This is a genomic window from Bradyrhizobium hipponense, assembly GCF_008123965.1.
Classification (GTDB): Bacteria; Pseudomonadota; Alphaproteobacteria; order Rhizobiales; family Xanthobacteraceae; genus Bradyrhizobium; species Bradyrhizobium hipponense.
Genome location: NZ_VSTH01000248.1, coordinates 1 through 5994 on the forward strand (window position 1 = coordinate 1; position 5994 = coordinate 5994).

General features: G+C 63.4%; 7 protein-coding genes and 1 pseudogene. 4 read left to right on the forward strand and 4 right to left on the reverse strand.

All coding sequences use genetic code 11. From position 1 onward, the window contains the following. The 3 genes from FXV83_RS41150 to greA form a co-directional block, all read left to right on the forward strand. Window positions 1-230: hypothetical protein (locus FXV83_RS41150; protein WP_148745729.1), on the forward strand; the 230-nt coding region annotated here is incomplete at its 5' end. Between the two features lie 142 nt (window positions 231-372). After that, on the forward strand, window positions 373-858 hold the full coding sequence (locus tag FXV83_RS41155) for a hypothetical protein (RefSeq protein ID WP_148745730.1): 486 nt from the start codon (window positions 373-375) through the stop codon (window positions 856-858). A gap of 101 nt (window positions 859-959) precedes the next feature. Then, complete coding sequence (gene greA / locus FXV83_RS41160; RefSeq protein ID WP_148745731.1) at window positions 960-1442, forward strand: transcription elongation factor GreA; 483 nt, start codon at window positions 960-962, stop codon at window positions 1440-1442. Between the two features lie 293 nt (window positions 1443-1735). Here greA and FXV83_RS44785 read toward each other — a convergent pair. The 4 genes and pseudogenes from FXV83_RS44785 to FXV83_RS41180 all read right to left on the reverse strand — a co-directional run. Continuing rightward, a pseudogene (locus FXV83_RS44785) lies at window positions 1736-1852 on the reverse strand (carboxymuconolactone decarboxylase family protein); the annotation flags it as partial. A gap of 91 nt (window positions 1853-1943) precedes the next feature. Continuing rightward, window positions 1944-3152: an arabinose transporter gene (locus tag FXV83_RS41170; RefSeq protein ID WP_148745732.1), complete on the reverse strand. Its 1209-nt coding sequence runs from the start codon at window positions 3150-3152 to the stop codon at window positions 1944-1946. A gap of 16 nt (window positions 3153-3168) precedes the next feature. Further along, window positions 3169-4185 (reverse strand): zinc-dependent alcohol dehydrogenase family protein, encoded by a 1017-nt coding sequence (locus tag FXV83_RS41175; protein ID WP_148745733.1) that lies wholly within the window; start codon window positions 4183-4185, stop codon window positions 3169-3171. Window positions 4186-4199: 14 nt separating this feature from the next. Further along, window positions 4200-4637 (reverse strand): cyclophilin-like fold protein, encoded by a 438-nt coding sequence (locus FXV83_RS41180; RefSeq protein WP_235940610.1) that lies wholly within the window; start codon window positions 4635-4637, stop codon window positions 4200-4202. Between the two features lie 196 nt (window positions 4638-4833). Between FXV83_RS41180 and FXV83_RS41185 the strand changes: the two genes are divergently transcribed. After that, window positions 4834-5733, forward strand: coding sequence for a LysR family transcriptional regulator (locus FXV83_RS41185; protein ID WP_148745735.1), 900 nt, complete (start codon window positions 4834-4836; stop codon window positions 5731-5733). The last annotated feature ends 261 nt before the right edge of the window (window positions 5734-5994 follow it).

The window sequence follows — 5994 nt, forward strand, 5'->3', positions numbered from 1 at the left end:
CACCAACGCCGAGTGCCACCGCTACCACCACCACCACCACCACCACCACCACCGACACGTCGGGCCAGCCGTCCGATTCCAAGAAGAGCGTATCGAAGAAGCCGGCGAAAAAGAAGATGACCCGGCAGCAGGAGATCGACCATTCGGTCGACAGCGGCACCGTTCCCGCACGCTATCGCAGCTCGGTGCCCAAGCAGTACCAGCAATACATTCCGTTCGATAAGCAGTGACCGATTGCAGGGGGCGCGACGTCATTGGTCGCCAGCGCCGCTGGTGAATCAAGAAGCGGCTTTGGCCAGGCGCGATCTGGTCCGCGCCCTGTGGCGGGCTGCGATCCCGGTGCTAGAGTAGGCCAGAGCCTTGGGGGTGATGATGAGCGATGACGTGAAGGATGCTGGCCTTGTGGCGATGATCAGCAGCATCCTGGGAGGCAACAAGCGCGCAGAAGTGGTCGCACCGCCGCCGCTGACCGACGTCCCACCGACAGCACCGTCGAATGAATTCGAGGCGGTCGCAGATCCAACCGCAGAAGCGACAGCGCCGAAGCACGAGGCTGCGCCCGATGCCGCGGCGGCCTCCGCGAAGCCGGCCGAGCGGTCCGCGCAAGTCATCATGACACCGGATGGCAAGCGACGTTTGCCGGCGGAAGCGATTGCCGATCTCGTGCTCGGTGAGTTGTGCAAGCTGGAAGATTTTCCACCCTCCGGCGCCTCGGTCACGGTCTATGGCTACCGCCACTGGAACGCCATGATCACCTTCGCGCCGTTCTCGACCACGTTCCGGAACGCAACGCGGTTCCGCCAGGCCCTGCCCGACCTCGTCTTCAAGCTGCGCCGTTTCGTCGAACTTGAGATATAGTCCGGCAAATCACCGGCGGTGGCCCGGCGCGATTCCATGCCAGCGATCATGGCGTGCAGGCGCGGTCGGTGCCCCCCCAACAGTTCGACAGGATTTTCGAGTTGAGCGTCGCCTTTACCAAGGAAGAAAGCGCCGAAACCGCGTCCGAGACGCTGTTGCCGGATCGCGCGATCTCGCCGCATCCCAACCTCGTGACGGAGGCAGGCCTGCAGGCCTTGCAGAGACAGCTTGCCGAAGCGCGCCAAGCCTATGAAGCCGCGCAAGCCATCGAGGACGTCAACGAGAAGCGCCGGCAGTCGGCGGTCCCCTTGCGCGACGCTCGCTATCTCACCGAAAGGCTGCGCACCGCGCAGCTCGTTTCCACCCCAGTGTCGACCGACATCGTCGCCTTCGGCAGCACGGTGACCTTCAGCCGCACCGACGGCCGCGTGCAAACCTATCGGATCGTCGGCGAGGATGAAGCCGATCCGAAGGCCGGCTCGATTTCGTTCGTGTCACCGGTCGCTAGGTCGCTGATCGGGAAGGCGGTGGGCGATGTCGTGGGGGCGGGTACTCAGGAGATCGAGATTCTGGAGATTGCGTAGGGCGCGATTGGAGAGTTGAATTATGGCGCATTGGGCGCCAGCGCCACCATCAGCCCCGAGACGATCATCAGGGAGGTGAGGCCCAGCAGAAGGCTGCGTCGTTCGATGCCCCGCGTCACCGAGGAGATCGCAACGCTGGTGACTTTGCTTCGGACGTGAGCGCCTGCGCCCGTTGAATTCCGACGATAGCGAAGGCGCTTCCGCCGATCAGAACGCCTCTGCGTGTGATCACGGCATACCTCCGTTCATCGCGCATCGCGAGCGGGCTTGTCGAGCGAGGCATTGTCGTTCTTTCAGTGCGGTCGCTTTTCGATCACGTCCTTGACGACCGGCGCCGCGGAAAACGCGTTCGGCCGGCCGGCGTAGAAAGCGAGATGGCCGAGCACCTCGCCGGCTTCCTCCCGCGTGACATGGTCTTTGCTCCTTGGGTGGATGCCCCTCCGGCGACGGCAGGGCCGCCACCAAACAGGCAGAATGAAAACAAGGCCGCTGCGACCATTCTCATTGCGTGGATCCTTCCAGATCTGTCGGGTGCGCCATTAGCCACGAAGCGACGAGTACTGCGCAGAGCACGGTGCCCGCGCTAACCAGAAACACGACGTTCAATCGCGCCCCGGCTGCGATCAATCCGAGCGCAGGGCTGGCGAGCCCTTGGGCGAGATCGAGAAATGCAGTGTAGGCGCCCATGGCCAGGCCGCGGCTGTGCGCCGGAACGCGGCGGACAGCCTCGACGCCAAACCCGGGATAGACCAACGAGAAGCCGAAGCCGGTCAGCGCGGCGCCCAGCAACGCCATCTCGGGTCGAGAGGACATCCAGATCAGCGCCTGTCCTGCGGCTTCGATGACCGTGCACACCAGCGCGACTTTGGCCCCGCCGACGTTGTCGGCCACATGGCTGAAGAATATCCGGGCCATGATGAAGGCAACCGCGTAGGCAGTGTACGCGAGCCATCCATTGTCCCATCCGCGGTTCGCGAACAGCAAGGCGACGAACGTGGTCACGGCTCCGAATCCCACGCTGCCGAGAGCCGACCCAAGGCCCGGCACCCAGACGGCGCCGATCACTTCGACGAACGAGAAGCGGGCGTGGTGCGCCGGAGCAACAGCGGGAAGCCGCGCAACGAGCATCAAGGGGACAAGAGGCGCCGCGGTGGTCGCGGCCGCGATCGCAGCGAAGCCGTAATTCGCGTAGAGGGCGGAGCCAGCGGGCGCGCCGATCGCGAACGCTGCGAACATCGCCATGCCTATCCACGCAATGACCTTGCCCGTGCTGCCGGAATCGACGAGCGCCAGCCCCCAGCTCACCGCCGCTGTGATGATGAAGCTCTCGGCGCCGCCCAGAAGTCCTCGCCCCAGCAGCAGTATCGCCACGGAGGCCAGGGGGATCGCAGTAAAATAAATCGAAGCGAGGTACAGCAACCCCGAAGCAGCGGCAGCGAGCAACCCGACGATCACGCCGCGCTTGGCTCCCTTGCTGTCCGAAAAGTTGCCCGCCCAGGGCCGCGAGACCAGAGACGCCGCGAACTGACTGCCGGCGACCAGGCCGACCACGAACGTTCCCTGCCCCAATCCACCGTGAACGTGAAGCGGAAGGACCGGCATCGCGATGCCGATGACGAGGAAGGCGACGAAGACCACCCCCATGATCGGCAGCAAGGTTGCGGCGAGGCTATGCGCCGTGGCGCGCGTTCGGAGCGTTGTTACCGGCATGCAATGACGCCTCTGCTCACACCGTGAGCATCGTCTTGATCGCACGCCGTTCGTCCATCGCGCGGTAGCCTTCCGCGACGTCGGCAAGAGGCAGCGTGAGATCGAACACCTTGCCGGGCTTGATCCTGCCCTTCAGAACGCGATCCATCAGATCGGGCAGGAAGCGACGGACCGGCGCCGGTCCGCCCAGCATTCGACGTTGCGCGAAAAACATCGCCTGACCGTCGAAAGTCACGCCGTGAGGTACCCCGACATAACCGATCGAGCCGCCCGGACGCACGGAATCGATGGCTTGAGTCATGGATTCCTGAGTGCCGACGCATTCCAGAACGGAGTCCGCCCCGACACCTCGCGTGAGCTCTTTCACGCGCTCGATGCCCGCACCCCCGCGTTCGGCGACGATGTCCGTCGCGCCGAACTCGCGTGCCAATTCCTGCCGACTCTTGTGCCGGCTCATCGCGATGATGCGTTCAGCCCCCATCTCCTTGGCTGCCAGAACGCCCATCAGCCCTACGGCCCCGTCACCGACGACGGCTACCGTCGATCCGGGCCGAACGTTGGCGGCATCGGCGGCATACCAGCCCGTCCCGAGAACATCGGACGTCGCCAGCAAGTGCGGAACGAGGTGCTTTTCCGGCACCTCGGCGGTGGCGACAAGCGTTCCGTCGGCCAGAGGCACCCGCGCGTACGGCGCCTGCGCTCCCGTCATGAACTCGCGCTGGATGCAGGAGGAGTGAAAGCCGAACTTGCAGTGCGGGCAGGTGTTGTCGGACAGGCAGAACGAGCCGACGACGAACTGGCCAGGGCGGACGGTTCTGACTTCGCTGCCGACCTCGACGACGATGCCGCAGTATTCGTGACCCATGTGGGCCGGACCGTCCGTCGGCTGCAATCCGCGATACGGCCATAGGTCGGACCCGCAGATGCAGGTGGCCGACAACTTTATGATGGCATCCGTCGGCTTGAGGATCTTCGGGTCGTCGACTTGTTCGCAACGGACGTCTCCCGGCCCGTACATGACTGTGGCAAACATGACTATTTCTCCTGTCAGACTGCTGGAAGAAGCTCGATGCGCAGCGCGAACGTGCCTCGCGCGAGCAGCGGTTGTGGACCATCATCGAGGCGGCCGATGCGGATCAGGCCGCTCGAATATTTGTATCCGCCATGAAAGAAGGCGAGGTTGCCCCATGGCGCGTAGTAGCAGAGATCGCCTGCTGCTTCGTTCGCGAACGGACCGCTGCCTTCTTCCGTCAGTTTTCGCGGCAGGTAGGCGATTTTCTCGTTCGTCGAAAAATCCTGGACGACGAGATCAAGTGGCAGCATCGTCGCCAGATCGCGAGCGGAGGGATTATCCAGCAAGCCAACCGTGAAAGCCTTCTCCTCGAAGCGGCAGCGAATACGCATGGACGCCCTTCCTCCTTGTCTCTCGTCATCGAATGTCGTCTGCGCGGAGGCCGATGACGTTGCGGAGACGACGGCCGCCAGAGCGGCGGCAAATCGACGCCGGGTGAGGCCATCAAATGCGGTCTCTCATTCGCCCCATCCTCCGTGCTGTCGACCGCGGGCTACCGGTCCACTCGTCTCTTGGACGGGCCGCCTGATTGCTGATGGGAAACTAAGGCTTCCGCCTCCGTTCGATTAGGTGATAAAATCCGAACGCAGTCATTAGGCAGGCTTATCAATGAACCGGGAAGACGCCAGCGATATCCTGGCGTTCCTCGCCGTGGCGAGGGAACGCAGCTTCACGCGTGCCGCAGCCAAGCTCGGTATGACGCAATCGGCGCTGAGCCAGATCATCCGAAACTTGGAGGAACGGCTTGGCGTGCGTCTCCTCAACCGAACGACCCGGAGTGTCACGCCAACTCAAGCCGGCGAACGGCTGTTCCTGAGCGTCGGGCCCAAATTTACCGAGATGGATGCTGATCTCGCTGCCCTCAGCGAGCTACGGGAAAAACCCGCTGGAACCGTGCGGTTGACCGCAACGGAGTATGCAGCCGCCGAGATCCTTCTGCCGGCGCTGAGGAAGATTCTTCCCCAGTATCCAGACATCCACGTCGAGGTGATCATCGATTACGGGCTCACCAACATCGTGGCGCAGCAGGTCGATGCGGGCATTCGTCCGGGCGAGCTCGTCGCCAAGGACATGATCGCCGTGCGCGTCAGCCCGGATCTCCGAATGGCGGTGGTCGGCTCGCCAAGCTATTTCGCCGAACGTAAGCGCCCGAAAACACCGCAGGATTTGACCCAGCACAACTGCCTCAACCTCCGCCTACCGACCCACGGCGGCAGCCTGTACGCGTGGGAGTTCGAGAAGAACGGGCGGGAGCTCAACGTGCGCGTGGAAGGACAGCTTGTGTTCAACAGCGCAGGGCTTCTTTTGGAGGGAGCGCTCAAAGGCTTCGGACTTACCTACCTCACGGAGGGACACGTACATCCATATATCTCGCAGGGCCGGCTGGTCAGGGTGCTGTCGGACTGGTGCCCGCCGTTCGCGGGATACCATCTGTACTATCCGAGCCGACGCCAACCATCGCCGGCGTTCGCTCTTCTTGTCGAGGCTCTTCGACACCGCAAGACGTAGGACTTGCAAGACCTAGGACTTGATCGTCGCAATCGTGAAGGTTTGCGGAGGCCGGCCCCGTGTGCGCGGCGCCACCGTCTGGGCCGGCGTCCGAAAACCTTGTATGGGATCTATTGGTGTCAAGTAGAGAGTGTCGGTGCTGTTGAGTCATTTTGTCACGTCACCAGATTGCATTTGCGGCATGGACAGCCCCTTGCTCGGCTGCGCTGAGCGGTCAAGCCCCAAAGCCGCGTGCGGCGCGCCGAAGGCGCGGGGCTTGAC

Coding starts and splice junctions, on each gene's coding strand:
- FXV83_RS41185 (WP_148745735.1), top strand. CDS start 4,834: ATGAACCGGGAAGACGCCAGCGATATCCTGGCGTTCCTCGCCGTGGCG.
- FXV83_RS41155 (WP_148745730.1), top strand. CDS start 373: ATGAGCGATGACGTGAAGGATGCTGGCCTTGTGGCGATGATCAGCAGC.
- FXV83_RS41175 (WP_148745733.1), bottom strand. CDS start 4,185: ATGTTTGCCACAGTCATGTACGGGCCGGGAGACGTCCGTTGCGAACAA.
- FXV83_RS41170 (WP_148745732.1), bottom strand. CDS start 3,152: ATGCCGGTAACAACGCTCCGAACGCGCGCCACGGCGCATAGCCTCGCC.